Annotated in this window: 12 protein-coding genes; 4 read left to right on the top strand and 8 right to left on the bottom strand. The window is 61.5% G+C overall.

The window, feature by feature from the left end; genetic code table 11:
• Positions 1-126: 126 nt before the first annotated feature.
• Positions 127-396, top strand: coding sequence for a high-potential iron-sulfur protein (locus ACH6CX_RS13685; RefSeq protein WP_232941148.1), 270 nt, complete (start codon positions 127-129; stop codon positions 394-396).
• A gap of 19 nt (positions 397-415) precedes the next feature.
• On the opposite strand, the gene ACH6CX_RS13690 is transcribed toward ACH6CX_RS13685, so the two are convergent.
• Positions 416-1,375, bottom strand: coding sequence for an AraC family transcriptional regulator (locus ACH6CX_RS13690; RefSeq protein WP_232941146.1), 960 nt, complete (start codon positions 1,373-1,375; stop codon positions 416-418).
• A gap of 403 nt (positions 1,376-1,778) precedes the next feature.
• Between ACH6CX_RS13690 and ACH6CX_RS13695 the strand changes: the two genes are divergently transcribed.
• From ACH6CX_RS13695 to ACH6CX_RS13705, 3 genes are all read left to right on the top strand, one after another.
• On the top strand, positions 1,779-2,921 hold the full coding sequence (locus tag ACH6CX_RS13695) for an efflux RND transporter periplasmic adaptor subunit (protein WP_334078803.1): 1,143 nt from the start codon (positions 1,779-1,781) through the stop codon (positions 2,919-2,921).
• A gap of 113 nt (positions 2,922-3,034) precedes the next feature.
• Entirely contained in the window at positions 3,035-6,244 is a 3,210-nt protein-coding gene (locus tag ACH6CX_RS13700) for an efflux RND transporter permease subunit (RefSeq protein WP_396675568.1), read from the top strand.
• Complete coding sequence (locus ACH6CX_RS13705; protein WP_237063542.1) at positions 6,237-7,664, top strand: efflux transporter outer membrane subunit; 1,428 nt, start codon at positions 6,237-6,239, stop codon at positions 7,662-7,664. The genes ACH6CX_RS13700 and ACH6CX_RS13705 overlap by 8 nt, the downstream gene beginning before the upstream one ends.
• A 42-nt stretch (positions 7,665-7,706) precedes the next feature.
• Here the strand turns inward: ACH6CX_RS13705 and ACH6CX_RS13710 are convergent, their stop codons facing one another.
• From ACH6CX_RS13710 to aceE, 7 genes are all read right to left on the bottom strand, one after another.
• Positions 7,707-8,117 carry a hypothetical protein gene (locus ACH6CX_RS13710; protein ID WP_232941138.1) on the bottom strand — a complete coding sequence of 137 codons (411 nt, stop codon included), beginning with the start codon at positions 8,115-8,117 and terminating at the stop codon, positions 7,707-7,709.
• Entirely contained in the window at positions 8,107-8,733 is a 627-nt protein-coding gene (locus tag ACH6CX_RS13715; RefSeq protein WP_232941134.1) for a carbonic anhydrase, read from the bottom strand. The genes ACH6CX_RS13710 and ACH6CX_RS13715 overlap by 11 nt, the downstream gene beginning before the upstream one ends.
• A 248-nt stretch (positions 8,734-8,981) precedes the next feature.
• Positions 8,982-9,296 carry a hypothetical protein gene (locus tag ACH6CX_RS13720; RefSeq protein WP_232941133.1) on the bottom strand — a complete coding sequence of 105 codons (315 nt, stop codon included), beginning with the start codon at positions 9,294-9,296 and terminating at the stop codon, positions 8,982-8,984.
• The gene (locus ACH6CX_RS13725; protein WP_232941132.1) at positions 9,286-9,564 is read right to left on the bottom strand and encodes a hypothetical protein; all 279 of its coding nucleotides are present in this window, start codon (positions 9,562-9,564) and stop codon (positions 9,286-9,288) included. Before ACH6CX_RS13725 ends, ACH6CX_RS13720 begins: the two co-directional genes overlap by 11 nt.
• 171 nt (positions 9,565-9,735) lie before the next feature.
• Positions 9,736-10,005 (bottom strand): hypothetical protein, encoded by a 270-nt coding sequence (locus ACH6CX_RS13730; protein WP_232941130.1) that lies wholly within the window; start codon positions 10,003-10,005, stop codon positions 9,736-9,738.
• 298 nt (positions 10,006-10,303) lie between these two features.
• Entirely contained in the window at positions 10,304-11,977 is a 1,674-nt protein-coding gene (gene aceF, locus ACH6CX_RS13735; RefSeq protein ID WP_232941128.1) for a dihydrolipoyllysine-residue acetyltransferase, read from the bottom strand.
• A gap of 27 nt (positions 11,978-12,004) precedes the next feature.
• Positions 12,005-14,674, bottom strand: coding sequence for a pyruvate dehydrogenase (acetyl-transferring), homodimeric type (aceE, locus tag ACH6CX_RS13740; protein ID WP_232941127.1), 2,670 nt, complete (start codon positions 14,672-14,674; stop codon positions 12,005-12,007).
• Between the last annotated feature and the right edge of the window lie 484 nt (positions 14,675-15,158).

Raw genomic sequence — 15,158 nt, forward strand, 5'->3', positions numbered from 1 at the left:
CGAGCGATTTGCAATTGCACCGAGTTTCGCAACCAGTGCACGCTGATTACTTGTTACCCCCAACATGAACTAACCTAAAACCGGAACTCCACTTTTACGTCGTCTTTCCGAAGAGGTTATTCGATCATGAGTAATGAAAAGCGGGATATCTCGCGCCGGAAATTCCTCAAGCTCTCGGGCTGCGCCGCCATCCTGCTGCCGGCGGCAATCATCGCCACCGACCGCACCGTTGCCCAGGGCAAGGCGAGCAAAGAAGCGGTGAAATACCAGGATAGTCCCAAGGACGGCCAGAAGTGCAAGGACTGCCAGTTCTGGACCGATCCCAACGCTTGCCAGGTAGTAGAAGGCGAAATCAGCCCCGAAGGCTGGTGCAACCTCTACGTCAAGAAGCAGTAGGCGGGCGCGATCCCGGCCCTCAGGCCGGGATCGGTGTCTCACCCCGGAGCTTGTTCACATCGGCCCGCGGCGGTGCACCAAACATGCGGCTGTATTCGCGGCTGAAGTGTGACGGGCTCTCGTACCCCACCCGGTAGCTGGCCGAGGCGGCTTCCAGCCCCTCCGCCAGCATCAGGCGACGCGCCTCATGCAGGCGGAGCTTCTTCTGGAACTGCAATGGTGACATACGGGTCACCTGCTTGAAGCTGTGGTACAGGGAGGACTCGCTCATATTCGCATGATCCGCGAGCTCGCGGATCCGCAGCGGCTCGGCATAGCGCTCCTGCAATATCCCGATCACCCGCGAGACCCGGCTCGACTGGCTGTCTGCCACCGAGAGCTTGCGCAGGTGCGGGCCCATCTCGCTCATCAGCACACGATACAGCAGTTCCCGGCGCGCCAGTGGCGCGAGGATCGGTGCATCCTCCGGTGATTCCGCGAGGGCCACCAGGCGGCCGAGGGCGTCGAGAATACCCCGATTCATGGTCACAGCCCGCATACCGCAGGAGCTCTCCTCACACTGAAAGCCCGGTTCCAGGGCAGGAGCACGTTCACCGAGTTCAAGCACCAGGTCACTCACTTCATTGGGATCCACATTCAGCCTGATACCGAGGTGAGGGGACTCGGGTGAATCGACTATGGCCTTGCCAGTTACCGGAATATGTACCGAGCAGGCGACAAAATTGAGCGGTCCATACTTGATCTCGCGGTCGCCGAACTGGACCGACTTGCTGCCCTGCACAACAAAGCACATGCTCGGCTCATAAACCGATGAGGTAAAAGAGTGGTCAGTATCGGCACGGAACATGGCCAGGCCATCGAGGGAGGCCTCCAGCATGCCTTCTGTGGGCATCAGCCGCAGCATAGTGGACGCCAGCTGCCTGCGCGCCGGCTCAATGCCCGCGTCGATGACATTCGACTGCGGAAACTGTTTTTGCATGGCTCCCATTGATACTCCTCCGCGGACGACGACAGCCCGTAATTTCAGGGACGCCCAGTATACGTAGTTTTGAGCAACCGGCTTAGAACAATGCAGAATTAGGCAAGCACGAAACAGGAATAAGCAACGGTGTCGTTAATCCTGCAGAAAAAAGGCTGAAAAATTCCTTATTACAGTGCGACTCTGGGTATCACATACCCACGAAGCCCGATGCAACCCAGTAGTTTTACAATATCCCGAAAACAGAATCAGGCAATCACCGGCCAGTAACCGGATACCGCCGCAAAGCCACCCTCCCCTAAGGTTCACAGCCTCCGGAAGTGCCCCCATGCACGGGAAAGCCCCGACCAGCCATGGGAACAAATTCCCCTACTGACCATGACTTCGAGGATGGAAACCCGATATGACCAAGCTCCTGAAACTTGCTTCCGCGCTCCTGCCGGCGGTGGTACTTGCCGCCTGCGGTACAGGTGAACCTGGCGGCCAGCAGGCGCCGCCCCCGGCCGTGGAAGTGGCCGAGGTACTCGAGGAAACCACCACCATCTGGGGCGACTTCACCGGCCGCGTGGCAGCGCCGCAAACTGTGGAGCTCCGCCCCCGGGTCAGCGGCTATATCGAAGAGGTTGCATTTACCGAGGGCGACCTGGTGCTGAAAGGTGACCTGCTGTTCCGGATCGATCCGCGCCCCTATCGCGCCCGGGTTCGCGCTGCCGAGGCGCAGCTGGCACGTGCCAGCAGCGAGCTGGAACTGGCTGACAGCCAGGCCGGGCGTGCCTCACAGCTGCTACAGAGCCGCGCCATCTCGCGGGAGGAGCACGACCGGCGCAAGTCAGCCGCGGCATCCGCCCGGGCCGCCGTCAATGCTGCCCGCGCCGAACTGGAAAATGCAAAGCTTGACCTGGAATACACCAGGGTCACCGCACCGATCAGCGGCCGTGTGAGCCGTGCTTTCATCACCCGCGGAAACCTGGCCAGCGCCGACCAGAGCCTGCTCACCACGCTGGTATCCGTGGATCCGATGTACGTTTATTTCGAGGGCAACCAGGAGGCCCTCGATAGCAACCTGGCCCTGGCCCGGCCCGGGAATGAAACACCCGTGCGCATCGCACTGGGGCACTCCGGGGATTTTTCCCTCAGCGGTAAGCTCAACTTTGTCGACAACCGCCTCAACAGTAATACGGGCACTGTGCAGTTCCGCGCGCAGGTAGCCAATCCAGACGGCGCACTGCGACCCGGGCAATTTGCCCGGGTGCAGATGCCAGTGGAAAAGGTCCGGCGGGCCATCCTGGTCAATCGTAAGGCCGTGATGACTGACCAGGACCGACGCTACGTTTACGTGATTGGCGAGGACAACACTGTCGCACGCCGCGATGTGGAGCTGGGACCGCAGCAGGGAGAGCTGGTATTGATCCGCGACGGACTGAAGGATCGCGAGCAAGTGGTGATCAATGGACTGCAGAAAATATTCGCGCCGGGTATGCCGGTAGAGCCGCAACTGGTCGCCATGCGCAGCCAGTCGGCGGAACAGCAGGTCGCCCTGCACTGACCGGATGAGCCACCGGCGCAGAGCCTGCCGGTGGCATTCCCATCATTCCCACAAGGTGCCAGCTTGTCGGCGGGAATGCCGTATTGACACCCGATGAGCCCGAGAGAGACCGCATGAATTTTTCCCGTTTTTTTGTCGATCGACCGATTTTCGCCTCGGTGCTGTCGATCATTATTTTTGTTGTCGGCCTGATCAGTATCCCGATCCTGCCGGTTACCGAATACCCGGAAGTGGTACCGCCCAGCGTGCAGGTAACAGCCCGCTACCCGGGCGCCAACCCCAAAACCATTTCCGAGACTGTCGCCACGCCGCTGGAGGAAGCCATCAACGGCGTGGAGAACATGATTTACATGAAGTCAGTAGCCAGCAGTGACGGCAGCCTGACTCTCAACGTGACCTTCTCGCTGGGCACCGATCCGGACCAGGCCCAGGTGCAGGTGCAGAATCGCGTATCCCAGGCCCTGCCCAGGCTGCCGGAGGATGTGCGTCGCCAGGGCGTCACCACGCAGAAGCAATCGCCCAACCTGATGATGGCGGTGCACCTGATCTCACCGGACAACAGCCTGGATGCCACCTATATCCGCAACTATGCGGTGCTCAACATCCGCGACGAGCTCGCCCGTATCCCGGGTGTCGGCCAGGCCGGGGTATTCGGCTCTGGTGACTACGCCATGCGTATCTGGGTGGACCCACAGAAAGCCGCGTCCGTCGGCGTCACTGCAGCGGATATCGTCGCTGCAGTGCGGGAGCAGAACGTGCAGGTATCCGCAGGCCAGCTCGGTGCCCCGCCCATGCCCATGGATTCCGACTTCCTCATCTCCATCAATGCGCAGGGCCGGCTCGAGAGCGCTGCGGAATTCGGCAATGTAGTGCTGAAGACCGGCGACGATGGCCAGATGACGCTGTTAAGCGACGTCGCGCGTATCGAGCTGGCGTCTTCCCAGGACTCCCTGCGCGCATTGCTCAACGGCCAGCAGGCGGTGGCCATTCCCATTTTCCAGGCGCCAGGCTCCAACTCGCTGGAAGTTTCCAGCGCCGTGCGCGCGACCATGACCGAGCTGGATGACCGCTTCCCGGAAGGACTTGAATGGGAGGTCGCCTACGATCCCACCGTGTTCGTCAGCACTTCGATCCAGGCGGTTATCCAGACCTTGCTGGAGGCCGTGTTGCTGGTGGTGCTGGTGGTGATCCTGTTCCTGCAGACCTGGCGTGCGTCACTGATTCCCCTGCTGGCAGTGCCGGTTTCCATTGTCGGCACCTTTGCCATGCTGCTGATGCTCGGCTTTACCATCAACACCCTGACCCTGTTTGCCATGGTGCTGGCTATCGGCATCGTGGTGGATGATGCGATTGTGGTGGTGGAAAACGTCGAGCGGAATATCGAGGAGGGACTCAAACCGCTTGCGGCAGCACACCAGGCCATGCGTGAAGTCAGTGGTCCCATTGTTGCCATCAGCCTGGTGCTGTGTGCCGTATTTGTGCCGATGGCATTCCTGGACGGCATTACCGGCCAGTTCTACCGGCAGTTTGCCGTAACCATCGCCATTGCCACGATTATTTCCGCAATCAACTCACTGACCCTGTCGCCGGCGCTGGCGGCAGCGCTGCTCAAACCCCACGGCGTCACGCCCGATGCCCCGGCGCGCCTGATCGAAAGGTTGTTCGCCTGGATCTTCCGCCCGTTCAACCGTTTCTTCCAGCGCAGCTCGGAGGGTTACGAACGGGTCGTCGGCCGTAGCCTGAAGCGTCGCGGTGTGGTTTTCTCCGTGTACGCGCTGCTGCTGGCGGGTACTGTCTTTATGTTCAACCAGGTCCCAGGCGGTTTTATTCCCACCCAGGACAAGACCTACCTGGTGGGCAGCATCCGCCTGCCGGAGGGTGCTTCACTGGACCGCACCGAGGACGTTGCGCGCCGGGTAAGCGAGATTGCGCTGGATACCGAGGGGGTTTCCCACGCGGCCGCTTTTGTGGGATTCAATGCATTGCAGAACACCAATACCCCAAACGTGGGTACCGTGTTCGTGTTGTTCGACGATTTTGCCATACGCGATCGCAGCGCGCCGGAGATTGCCGCGGAGCTGAACGGCAAGCTGGCACAGATCAAGGAAGGCTTCGCCGTTTCCTTTATGCCGCCGCCGATCTTCGGGCTGGGTGCGGGATCCGGCTACTCACTCTATGTCCAGGACCGTGCCGGTGCCGGTTACGGTGAACTACAGGTGGCAACCAACCAGCTGGCCGGCGCACTGAGCCAGGCACCGGGGCTGAGCTACCCGTTCAGCTCCTACCAGGCCAACGTCCCGCAAATGGATGCAGAAGTGGATCGCCTGCAGGCCAAGGCGCAGGGGGTCCGGCTGGACGACCTGTTCGGCACCCTGCAGCTGTACTTCGGTTCGATGTACATCAATGACTTCAACCTGTTCGGCCGCACTTACCAGGTACTGGCCCAGGCGGATGCCCCCTTCCGCGATGAGGCCGGGGACCTGGACCACCTTTACACGCGCAACCGCGACGGGGAGATGGTGCCCCTCAGCACCATGGTCGAGCTGAAGGAGAGCTACGGTCCCGATCCGGTGATCCGCTACAACGGCTACCCGGCTGCAGACCTGATGGGCCAGTCCGACCCGACCCAGCTTTCTTCAGGAGAGGCACTGACCGCAGTGGAACAGATCGCGGCCGGGGTATTGCCGCCGGGCATGCAGGTCGAATGGACCGACCTGAGCTTCCAGCAGGTCAACCAGGGCAACGCCGCCATGGTGGTGTTCCCGCTCGCCGTGCTGCTGGTATTCCTGGTGCTGGCGGCACTTTACGAGAGCTGGATCATGCCGCTGGCTGTGATCCTGATCGTGCCCATGTGCCTGCTTGCCGCATTGTTCGGTGTATGGCTCACCGGTGGTGACAACAATATCTTTGTCCAGGTGGGGCTGGTGGTGTTGATGGGGCTGGCCTGCAAGAACGCCATCCTGATTGTGGAATTTGCCCGCGAGCTGGAGCAGCAGGGCCGCGATACCGTCAGCGCCGCACTGGAAGCCTGCCGCCTGCGGTTGCGCCCGATCATCATGACTTCCGTGGCCTTTATTGCAGGTGTCGTCCCCCTGGTACTGGCCGGTGGCGCCGGTGCCGAGGTGCGCAACGCCATGGGAATCACCGTATTTACCGGCATGATTGGCGTGACCCTGTTCGGCCTGTTCCTCACACCGGTTTTCTATGTGGCTCTGCGCCGGCTCAGTGACCGTGGCGGCAACGGCACGCCACCCCCCAGCAAAAGGGACGCCCCCCTGCCCCAACGTACCCGGGAGCAGGCACAGGAGGAAACCCATGCGTAAATCCGGTCTTGCGGTCAGCGGCCTGATTGCCACCGGCTTTATCGCCGGCTGTGCGGTTGGGCCTGATTATCGTGCCCCGGTCCCCGATGTCGGCGAGACTTTTGCAGCCGGGCAGGGCCGGCAATCATTTAACGCGAGCCAGGAGCAACAATTCTGGCGCGGCTTCGGTGACCCGATGCTGGCAGACCTGGTACGCCAGGGCCTGGATGCCAACCAGGATATCCAGGCAGCGGTCTCGCGCTACCAGCGGGCGGCCGCCCTGCTGCGACTGGCCCGGCGAGAACAGTTGCCGGGAGTGACCGCGGCTGCGTCGGCGGGCGAATCGCAACCCGCGCTGGCAGAAGCCCCGGGAGGACTCCGCAGCGAACGCTATGAAGCCGGTATCGCGCTCGACTGGGAGCTGGACCTGTTCGGCCGGCTCGAGCGAGCCAGCGAGGCCCGCCGCGCCCGGCTGCAGGCAGCCGAAGCCGACCTGGGCGCATTGCAGGTGAGCTTGATCAGCCAGCTGGCTGCCAGTTATTTCGAGCTGCGCGGCCTGCAACAGCAGTTACTGGTAGCCCAGGGGAACGTGGACAACCTGCGTGACTCGCTCGATATTGTCGAGGCGCGGCTGGCGGCAGGTCAGGGTACCGAGCTCGACCGGACCCGTGCACAGGCACAACTGGCACAGACCCGTGCCACCATCCCCGAACTGCAGGGCGCAATCCGCATACGTATGCACCGCATCGCCGTGCTGAGTGGCCAGCAGCCCGACGCGCTCGTTGAAAAGCTGCAACCGGCTGCGGACCTGCCGCGGTCACAACCCGCTATCCCCGCCGGAAGCCCCTCCGACCTGCTGCGCCGGCGCCCGGACGTGCGCGCGGCAGAGCGACGCCTGGCGGCGGCCACTGCCGGCGTGGGTATCGTCACCGCCGACCTGTTCCCCCGCTTTACCCTCGGCGCCCTGCTGGGCTCGGTCGCCGGCGACACGGGTGAACTGTTCTCGGGCCCGGCGGAATCCCGCAACGTCGCCCTCGGTATCGACTGGACGTTCCTGAATACCGGCCGGGTACGCGCCCGCATCGATGCTGCCGGCGCGGACGCCCAGGCAGCGCTGGCCGATTACCGCCAGGCCGTGCTCAACGCCCTGGAGGAAACGGAGAACAGCCTGGTGCAGCATCGGCGCAACCGGGAACGCACGGTGCAGTTGCGTGAAGCCCGGTCGGCGGCACAAAAGGCGGAACAACTGGCCCGGAAACGCTACGAGGAGGGCTTCAACAGTTACTTTGAAGTCCTCGACGCCCAGCGCCAGGCCAATACGGCACGCGACGCGGAAGTCCGCGGACGCACAGAGGAAGTGATATCGATGGTCAACGTGTACCGGGCCCTGGCGGGGGCGCCGGCGCCCGCGGCACACTACGCGCAAGGGCGGGGACAATAACTGGCAGGAAAACGCCCGGGCACAAGCGGGGCCGGCTATACGTCAGCCCCGCCCCTCCCGATCGGGTTTTGCGCGGGGAAATACCAGCACGTACAGGCGGGTAATTGCCGAAAGCGGGATACAGGTTACGATGATCAACAGACTGAGAACCAGGCGCATCAGGTCACTGCCCTCGCGCATTTCCTGCCGGTCTTTCAGGTAAGCGAAGTAACAGTGGCGAGGACCGTCGATGGGCAGGAAAGTGAAATCGATGACCCTTTCCAGCAACCGCCAGTAGGGCCACAACGGCCGCTTGTGGTGGCTGGCGAAATAGCCGACCCGGGCAGAGATGGTCGCATCGGGGTTACCGCCGGCAATCGCGTTGCCGAGCTGGTCGATCGCTACCAGTACCCCACCGATCCAGCTCGGGTTTCGTGACCGCGGTTCTTCCGGACCGGGGACATCAGGTGCCACTGGCCGGCATTCCCTCGAAGAACTCAACGCAGCCGGTTTCCAGTGAATATTCGGCGCCTACAATCAGCAGCCCATCCTGCTCCACCAGGCGCTCCAGGATCGCAGAACCGTGGCGCAACTGGTTCGCCGAGGCACGAATATTGGCGCGCACCGCCCGTGCGGCAAGCTCATCGGGCGCAACATGACTCTCCAGTAACGGCTCCACCGCCGGGCGGATACGATCGACAATGGAATACAGGTTGGGCGAGCGGGTTTCACTGGGCTGGTGCAGCTGGTCGATGGTCGCCGCCACCGCACCGCAGTTGGAGTGCCCCAGCACGACTACCAGGCGCGTGCCGAAGGCTTCCGCCGCGAATTCAATACTGCCGACCTGCGACGGTGCAACCACATTCCCGGCGACCCTGATAACGAAAAGGTCCCCCAGCCCCTGGTCGAAGACCAGCTCGGCCGGCACGCGCGAGTCCGAACACCCGAGGACAATGGTATGGGGCGCCTGACCTTCCAGCAGTTCATTGCGGCGGCCTTCGTCTACCTCCAGTGAACTCTGCGGGGCACCCTCGACATAACGCCGGTTCCCTTCCTGCAGGCGACGCAGGGCCTCATGGGCGGATAACATTTTGCACCTCCAAGCGAAATGGTCTGCTTTGGAGATAGCATATCGGACTGAGGCCCCAAAACGCCCTGCCAGACGTCACGGTTTCCACTATCACCGGGCAATTGACAAATTTACCCCGGCGAAACAATCTCTCGCCCACGACCCGGCGGGGGTCCAATAAACCGGCAGCCCCCGAAATAGCACGGGCAAGAAGATTCAATCGCTCCAGCCTCCAGTACCAGTTATACCGCGCGAACGACTCAAAGTACCTATTTGGACTGGTATAGATGCGCGTGGTAAGAGGGCTCCAGCACGAATGGGGAATAGGGACCCGCGCACCAGTCGCCGGTATCCAGCTGGTAACAGTGCGGGGCAGCCTCCAGGCACTGGCCCAGCGGCCCCACCAGCGGATCACTGGCCAGGCAATAGCGCGGGAACGCGGGCATCTCCTCTACCGGCACCGAGCGGTAACCATAAACCTGCGGTGTACCGCGCAGGTCACCCCAGAAACCGTCGAAACTGGTACCGGCACAACCCGGAAGCACCAGGCTGAGCGCGACGATACCGGGAATTTTATTTCTCATAGACAATGCACCGTTTGCCACCGGAAATATCGAAACACTGTGCCGTTGGCGGACAGATGGACCCCTGGGCCAGCTCTTCGGCATCACCGGGGCATGAACCATAGTTGCTGCGTGGCTCGGCATTGGTCGGTGCCGGCGCACGATACTCGGCCGCACGGGGAACCGGCTGGCTATAGGGATAGACAACGTCGTCACGGGGGTCGGTACTACCACAACCGCCCAGTAGCGCAGCAGCAAATACGGATACAGCTAGCGTTCTAACCTGCATGAACCTGAACCTCCAACATTGCAGCAGGACCACTGACGGGCAACGACGCCTGCACAGTCCCGCTGTGATTTTCCTGAACATCGTCCATGCATGTATTTCGCGGCTGTCCCGAGCCGGCTTCCGGGCAATTGCGTCCCGCCAGGCAAAAAGTTGCCAAGTATATCCCTGCGCTCAGTAAACCCGCATTATCGGGAAAAACCAACAGGGCGACCCTACTTTCCGCAGCTCCGACTCGGTCGAGCACTGCCGGCTGCTGGCGGGAGGCAGGTAAGTATTGGGCATGTAGTGCCCCACCTCGACGAAATTTGCACTGGGCCGGACATCGTCCGGGTTGAAGTAAAAGGGGTCATCGCGATCACCGGATTCGACCGGAACAAAGATACAACCCTGCAGGGCCGCTGCCAGTGTCACAGACAGAGCGTACATCCCTATGCGCTTCATTTCCGAATACCTCTGATTTTCGAACGGCGCTTTCCGCTGTTACACCCTCAGTTTAGCTGGCGTATGTTTGGGCTCGCGCCACAGGGGGCAAGATTTGCGCGGGATTCAACGTAAGGAGGTATACAACGCTGGCAGTCGACGCAAGTTACGGACAATGGCCAACAGGTTGAACGTGCAGGAGAGGGAAGGAATGGAGAGGAGAGAAAATAGAAAGCAGGGACAAAGGCAACCGGCACGACATGTGCCGGTTGCCCGAGGCCGGTTGCCCGGCCTCGGGTAGTAGTGGAAAACGACGCCGTTACAGCAGCAGGCGCCGCACGTCCGCGAGGACGCTGACCATATAGGTGAGGAAGCGACCGGCGTCACCGCCGTTTACCGCACGGTGGTCATACGACAGCGCCACTGGCAGCATCTTGCGCGGGACAAACTCCGAGCCATTCCAGACCGGTTTCACACTCAGCTTGGAAACACCCAGGATCCCCACTTCCGGAGAGTTGACGATCGGGGTGAAACCACTGCCACCAATTGCGCCCAGGCTGGAAATCGTGAAGCAGGCGCCCTGCATATCCTTCGGCTTGAGCTTGCCGTCGCGTGCCGCAGCGGCCATGGCACTGGCCTCTTCCGCCAGCTCATACAGTCCCTTTTTGTCCACATCGCGGATGACCGGCACCATCAGGCCTTTCGGCGTATCAACAGCCATACCGATATGCACATAGTCCTTGCGCACAATATGTTCGCCATCATTATGCAGCGACACGTTGAAACTCGGCTCGGCACGCAACGCGGCTGCCGCCGCTTTCAGGAGGAACGGCACCGGCGTGAGCTTCACCCCGCGCTTTTCGGCCTCCGCCTTCATGGACTTGCGGAAGTCCTCCAGCTCGGTGATATCGGCATCGTCGAACTGCGTTACGTGCGGCACATTGAGCCAGTTACGGGACATGTTCGCCGCAGTGAGCTTGTGGATCTTGCTCATCGGCTCGGTGGTAACCGGGCCAAACTGGGAGAAGTCGATCTCCGGCATCTTGGCCACGCCCAGGCCACCGCCAACACCCACGGCACCGCTCTCGGCCTTTTTCACCTGCTCCTTGATATAGGCATTCAGGTCATCCTTGGTAACACGGTTGCGGGGTCCGCTCGGTTTTACCTTGGTCAGGGTAACACCCAGCTCGCGCGCCAGCTTGCGCACCGCCGGACCGGCGTACACTTCCGCCGAAACAGTCAGGTCCCGGTGCAGGGCGTGGTCTTTCTGCGGTGCTGCAGGCGGCTCGGAGGTAGCACCAGATTCTTCCGCCGGCGCAGCAGGGGCGGACTCTTTGGCCGGGGCTTTCTTCTCCACCTTCTTTTCAGGCTTGGCGCCGGACGGCGCGCCGCCGGAAACCACCTTCATCACACCCAGCTTATCGCCGGTAGAAACCTTGTCGCCTTCCTTGACGTCGATGGAGACTACGGTGCCGGCGAAGGGAGCCGGCACGTCCATGGAGGCCTTGTCACCCTCCACCACGATCAGGGAATCGCCCTCTTCCACCTCGTCACCGGCCTGGGCTGTGATTTCAATCACGTCCACGGCATCGGCGCCACCAAGGTCTGGAACCGTGACGGTTTCTTCCTTCTCTTCTCCGGCCCCTGCTGACGCTTCACCGGGCTCTTCACCGGCTTCCTCATCCGCTTCGGAGGGCGATTCTTCGGTGGCTTCTTCAGACGGTTCCGCGTCCTCCTCGCCACTCTCGCCTTCGGCCTCGGTTTCCATTTCACCGATCACATCGCCCTCGGAGACCTTGTCGCCCTCGGACACAGAGATGCTGGTGATCTTGCCGGCGTAGGGCGCCGGCACATCCATGGAGGCCTTGTCGCCCTCCACCACAATCAGTGAATCCTCTTCCGCAACGGTGTCCCCCACTGCTACGGAAATTTCAATCACGTCTACCTGATCGGCACCGCCGAGATCAGGCACTTTAATGACTTGTTTTGCCATGTTTCTGCCTTCCTTATCCAGCGAGCCTTAGACGAGACGCGGGTTTACTTTTTCCGCGTCGACATTCAGTTTCTTGATCGCATCAGCAACCTCACTGGCCTCAATCACACCCTGCTTGGCGAGCGCCGTCAGCGCGGCGATGGTCACATAGTTACGGTCGACTTCGAAGAAGCGGCGCAGCTGCTCGCGGCTATCACTGCGACCAAAGCCGTCTGTGCCCAGGGCAACCATGTCGCCGTCGATAAACTCGCGCAGGGGCTCGACGTAGGCGCGGATGTAGTCGGTGGAAATGACCACCGGCGTCTTGTTGCCTTCGAACTGCTCACTGACCCACGCTTTGCGCGGTTCCTCGGTCGGGTGCAGCATGTTCCAGCGCGCCACATCCTGTCCCTCACGGGCCGCTTCAGTGGCAGAAGTCAGGTTCCATACGTCAGACGTAACGCCAAACTGGTCGGCGAGGATATCGGCCGCGGCCAACACCTCACGCAGGATAGAACCAGCACCCACCAGCTGTACGTGCTTCTTGGCCGCCTTGCCTTTGCCGGCCTTGCGGGAATTGCCTTCCAGCTTGTAGATACCGCGGATGATGCCTTCCTCGACATCCTGCGGCATTTCCGGCTGCAGGTAGTTTTCGTTCTCGATGGTGACGTAGTAGAAGAGGTTCTTCTGCTCTTCATACATCTCTTTCAGGCCATGGCGCAGGATCACAGCCAGGTCGTAACCGTAGGCCGGGTCATAGCTCTTGCAATTCGGGATGGTGGCGGACAGCACGTGGCTGTGGCCGTCCTGGTGCTGCAGGCCCTCACCGTTCAGGGTGGTGCGGCCGGCGGTGGCGCCGATCAGGAAGCCGCGCGCCTGCATATCGCCGGCAGCCCAGGCCAGGTCGCCGATACGCTGGAAACCGAACATCGAGTAGTAGATGTAGAAGGGCACCATCGGCACGCCGTGGTTGCTGTAGGCAGTGGCCAGGGCCATCCACGCGGACATGGCACCGGCCTCGTTGATGCCCTCTTCCAGCACCTGGCCCTTCTTGTCTTCCTTGTAATACATGATCTGGCCATGGTCCACCGGGGTGTATTTCTGCCCCTGGGAGGAGTAGATACCCAGCTGCCGGAACAGGCCCTCCATACCGAAGGTACGCGCCTCGTCCGGCACGATGGGAGCCACGTTCTGCCCCATCTTCTTGTCTTTCACCAGCGCCGACAGCGCGCGCACGAACGCCATGGTGGTGGAAATCTCGCGATCCCCGGAGCCCTTGGTCAGCGCGCTGAAGACATCCAGTTCAGGAATTTCCAGCTTCGCCACCTCAGTACTACGAGACGGAACCGGCCCACCCAGCGACTTGCGACGCTCGGCCATATACTTCATTTCCGGACTGTCCGGAGACGGACGGTAGTACGGAACTTCCTCGATTTCCTTGTCGGTGATCGGGATCGCGAAGCGGTCGCGGAAGCGCTTGAGCGCCTCGGTGTCCATCTTCTTGACGTTGTGGGTATCCATCGCCGCTTCACCGGCGGCACCCAGGCCATAGCCCTTCACGGTCTGCGCCAGGATCACGGTGGGCTTGCCCTTGCTGGCCATGGCTTCCGCGTAGGCTGCGTAGACCTTGTAGGGGTCATGGCCACCGCGGTTCAGCTTCATGATCTCGTCGTCGGAGAGATCCTTGACCATCTCCAGCAGCTCGGGGTACTTGCCGAAGAAGTGCTCGCGAGTGTAAGCACCGCCGTTGGCCTTGAAGTTCTGCATTTCGCCGTCGACGGTCTCGTCCATGACTTTCTGCAGCAGGCCCTTGTCGTCTTTCTCCAGCAGCGGATCCCACAGGCGGCCCCACAGCACCTTGATTACATTCCAGCCGGCACCGCGGAAGACACCCTCGAGTTCCTGCACGATCTTGCCGTTACCGCGCACCGGGCCGTCAAGGCGCTGCAGGTTACAGTTGACCACGAACACCAGGTTTTCCAGGTTCTCGCGGCCGGCCATGGAAATGGCGCCCAGGGTTTCCGGCTCATCGCACTCGCCATCGCCCAGGAATGCCCAGACCTTGCGATCACCGCGCGGCGACAGGCCGCGCGCGGACAGGTAACGCATGATGTGCGCCTGGTAGATTGCCTGGATCGGGCCCAGGCCCATGGAGACGGTGGGGAACTGCCAGTACTCAGGCATCAGCCACGGATGCGGGTAGGAGGACAGGCCGTTGCCGTTCACTTCGCGACGGAAATTGTCCAGCTGCTCCTCGTCGAAGCGGCCTTCCAGGTAAGAACGGGCATAGATACCCGGGGCACTGTGGCCCTGGAAGAAAATCAGGTCGCCGCGTTCCTCGCCCTCATTACCGCGGAAGAAGTAATTGAAGCCGACGTCATACAATGTGGCGGCAGAGGAGAAGCTCGCGATATGGCCGCCCAGGCTGTCGCTGTTGGAGTTGGCGCGAACCACCATCGCCAGCGCGTTCCAGCGGATCAGCGAGCGGATCCGGCGCTCCATGAACAGGTCGCCCGGCATACGCTTCTCGGCGCTGGGCGGGATGGTGTTGCGGTACGGCGTGGTGATGGCCGCCGGCAGTTTCACCCCCACATCGGTGGCGCGATCGGAGAGCTGCTTCAGGATGAACGCTGCGCGCTCCTTGCCGCTGTAGCGGATTACCGCCTGCAGCGCATCCAGCCATTCCTGCGTTTCCTGGTTGTCGTTTTCTTCGTGCATCAAGTGCTCCTCGGCGATTTATGCGACGTCGAGTCGGTATCTGTTCTTTCTCAGGTAATTTCCTGGCAATCAGGCGCAATCGGGCAAAGTACCTTGCGGGAAGAAAATTGCTTCCTTTTTTCAGCAATTGCGCCAATTCACCGCCAACGCTGGCGGAAATGCAGAGTCTTGGGAGTCTCTAAACAAGTCCATGATCTCTCTGGCTTTCAGGCATGTTCGCAATCAGGGCGCGGTCACGATGGCGGGCTGGTTGCCCGTCAAGGGACTGCAACGCCGGGTGCGTGCATGCCTGAATGCCCCAAAGGGCGGTCCCTGAAGAATACACCTGCTGCGTTGCAGCGCTTGTAAAGGACCCTGCCATTCACTGCGCACTGCGCCTTGCATCTGCATCCTTCAGGGACCGCAGAGAGGTTATGAACTTGTGCAGAGCTTCCCCAGTATTATCCACTTCTGCAGCGGCAATCGAGGATGATCCTGCGCCAGC

The organism is Microbulbifer sp. JSM ZJ756, from assembly GCF_044383805.1.
GTDB lineage: Bacteria > Pseudomonadota > Gammaproteobacteria > Pseudomonadales > Cellvibrionaceae > Microbulbifer > Microbulbifer zhoushanensis.

Excerpts from the sequence above, each read along its gene's own strand:
- ACH6CX_RS13720 (WP_232941133.1), bottom strand. The coding sequence starts at position 9,296 with ATGAGAAATAAAATTCCCGGTATCGTCGCGCTCAGCCTGGTGCTTCCG.
- ACH6CX_RS13695 (WP_334078803.1), top strand. The coding sequence starts at position 1,779 with ATGACCAAGCTCCTGAAACTTGCTTCCGCGCTCCTGCCGGCGGTGGTA.
- ACH6CX_RS13730 (WP_232941130.1), bottom strand. The coding sequence starts at position 10,005 with ATGAAGCGCATAGGGATGTACGCTCTGTCTGTGACACTGGCAGCGGCC.
- ACH6CX_RS13700 (WP_396675568.1), top strand. The coding sequence starts at position 3,035 with ATGAATTTTTCCCGTTTTTTTGTCGATCGACCGATTTTCGCCTCGGTG.
- aceF (WP_232941128.1), bottom strand. The coding sequence starts at position 11,977 with ATGGCAAAACAAGTCATTAAAGTGCCTGATCTCGGCGGTGCCGATCAG.
- ACH6CX_RS13705 (WP_237063542.1), top strand. The coding sequence starts at position 6,237 with ATGCGTAAATCCGGTCTTGCGGTCAGCGGCCTGATTGCCACCGGCTTT.
- ACH6CX_RS13690 (WP_232941146.1), bottom strand. The coding sequence starts at position 1,375 with ATGCAAAAACAGTTTCCGCAGTCGAATGTCATCGACGCGGGCATTGAG.
- aceE (WP_232941127.1), bottom strand. The coding sequence starts at position 14,674 with ATGCACGAAGAAAACGACAACCAGGAAACGCAGGAATGGCTGGATGCG.
- ACH6CX_RS13715 (WP_232941134.1), bottom strand. The coding sequence starts at position 8,733 with ATGTTATCCGCCCATGAGGCCCTGCGTCGCCTGCAGGAAGGGAACCGG.
- ACH6CX_RS13685 (WP_232941148.1), top strand. The coding sequence starts at position 127 with ATGAGTAATGAAAAGCGGGATATCTCGCGCCGGAAATTCCTCAAGCTC.
- ACH6CX_RS13725 (WP_232941132.1), bottom strand. The coding sequence starts at position 9,564 with ATGCAGGTTAGAACGCTAGCTGTATCCGTATTTGCTGCTGCGCTACTG.